Here is a 2,001-nt window from a genome sequence, read left to right on the forward strand (position 1 = left end):
TAGACGTCGTTGAGGGTGCCGTGGGTGAAGGTGACGATGTCGTCGCGTCCGTCGCCGGTGAAGTCCGTGGGCGAACCCGCCAGATACCGGCCACCCGTCGGCGACGTACCGCAGTTGTCGCTGACCAGGTACTTCTGGTGGTACTGGCCGGGGTAGGGCGCCAGCGACGTCCCGTTGATCACGATCGTCTGCCCCACGCCGTTGTAGAGCTGCTCGTAGTGGATGTGCGGCCCCGACGAGTTGCCGGTGCTGCCCGTGGTACCGATCTGCTGGCCCTGCTGCACGTACGCCCCGTCGGGCACGGAGTAGGAACTGAGGTGGAAGTAGTAGGTGGTCCAACCGCCGCCGTGGTCGATGACGATGTAGTTGCCGGCGCCGCTGGGCTGCGAGTACCGCCGGGCGACGCCCGCCGCGGAGGCGACCTGCGGCGTGCCGGCGGTGGCACCCCCGTCGGCCCGCACGAAGTCCAGGGCCTGCCGGACCTCGTTGCTGTGGTGGTCGTACGTCCACCGCTGCCCGCACGGGAACGGGGCCTTGAAGTTCGGCGCGGCGAGCGCGGGGGACGACGTCCCCACCGCGCCGGTCAGTACGCCGACCGTCAGGGTGAGTAGGGAGACCAGGATGCGACGCACCCTGCTCCTCGAATGCCGTGACATGGGTGACTCCGGTCAGGGAAGAGTCGGACGGGGTGGGTCGCGCACCGCCAGGGCCCGGGCGGGGCTCGTCGCGCGCGGAAGAGGACCGGCTGGCGGGCCGGAATGCGCGACCCGACAGCGGTGGGGCAGGGGCGACGACGCGCCGCCGTGGTACGACGGCGGCGCGTCGTCGGCCGGGATCAGCCGGCGCGGCGCAGGCGCGCCATCATCCCGTTGAGATCCTGGGTGAAGATGGTCTGCCGGAAGACGTGGCCGCCGTCCACCTCACGCCACTCGTGGGGAATGCCCGCGCGGCCGAGGGCGGCGCGGAACTCGCGCTGGCCGGCGAGCACCTGGGTCTCGTTCACGGTGTCGAACCAGTTGATCGGATTCGGCGAGGTGCCGGCGACCAGGAAGATGCGCTTGTTGCGGTAGCTCTCGATGCGCTGGATCGGGTTGTCGGCGCTGACCCGCGCCTCGTTCCACAGCGGCACGCCGTACACGGTGCCGCCGCCGAGGTCCAGGGCGGCGGAGGTCGCGTTGGCCCAATGCACGACGAGCCCGAAGTCCCGGCGCAGGCTGGCGGGGCCGGAGTGGGAACTGACCGAGCAGAAGTGGCCGTAGTACTTGGCGGTGTACTTGAGGGCACCAAACCCACCCATCGAGAAGCCGGCGACGGCACGCCCGTTGTACTCGGGGAAGGTGCGGAAGTTCGACTCGATCCATGGCAGCAGCTGTGCCATGTGGAACGTTTCCCAGTTGCGCGGCCCGACGTTGCTGCTCACCGGGTTCGAGTACCACCCGGTGGCGGCGTCCGGCATGACGACGATGAGTTGCCTGCCTGCGGTCAGGTTGATGATGTTGTGGTGCAGATGGAATTCCCGGAAGTCGGAGGCGCCCCCGTGCAGCAGGTAGAGCACCGGGTAGCGCTTGCCGCTGGTGTGGTAGCCATCGGGGAGCAGGACGTTGACCCCCGGGTCCCACCCGATGGCGTCGGTGGCGAACCGGTAGTACTGCAGCCGGCCGCCGTTCTCGTTGCGGTCCACGATGCGCAGACCGTGGCCGTCGCGGGCGGCGGACGCGGGCAGCGGGGCGGCGAAGGCACCGGCGAACGCGCCAGCGGCGGCGACTCCCGCGGCGCCGGTCAGCAGGCGTCGGCGGCTGACGGGCCGGCGGTTGGCAGGGACGTTTTCCATGAGTACCTCCATTGGGGATGGAACCGCGCCGGAACGGCCGCGCGGCGCGGGGCTTTCGACGTGCGCACGACGGGCTCAGAGGGTGGTTTCGCCGTTGAGGCCGAAGAAGTCGTGCCATTTGGTGCTGGGGTTGAAGGTGGTGCCGGTGGAGAGGGCGACGTGGACGTCGT

The 2,001-nt window shown here is 69.9% G+C and carries 2 protein-coding genes; both read right to left on the bottom strand.

What is annotated here, in order from left to right; genetic code table 11:
- The coding region (locus EV374_RS32305; protein ID WP_132240950.1) for a M23 family metallopeptidase at nt 1–656 on the bottom strand (656 nt) is incomplete at its 3' end.
- 179 nt (nt 657–835) lie between these two features.
- Nucleotides 836–1,831, bottom strand: coding sequence for an alpha/beta hydrolase-fold protein (locus EV374_RS32310; RefSeq protein WP_132240951.1), 996 nt, complete (start codon nt 1,829–1,831; stop codon nt 836–838).
- Nucleotides 1,832–2,001 lie beyond the last annotated feature (170 nt).

The organism is Micromonospora sp. CNZ303, assembly GCF_004345505.1.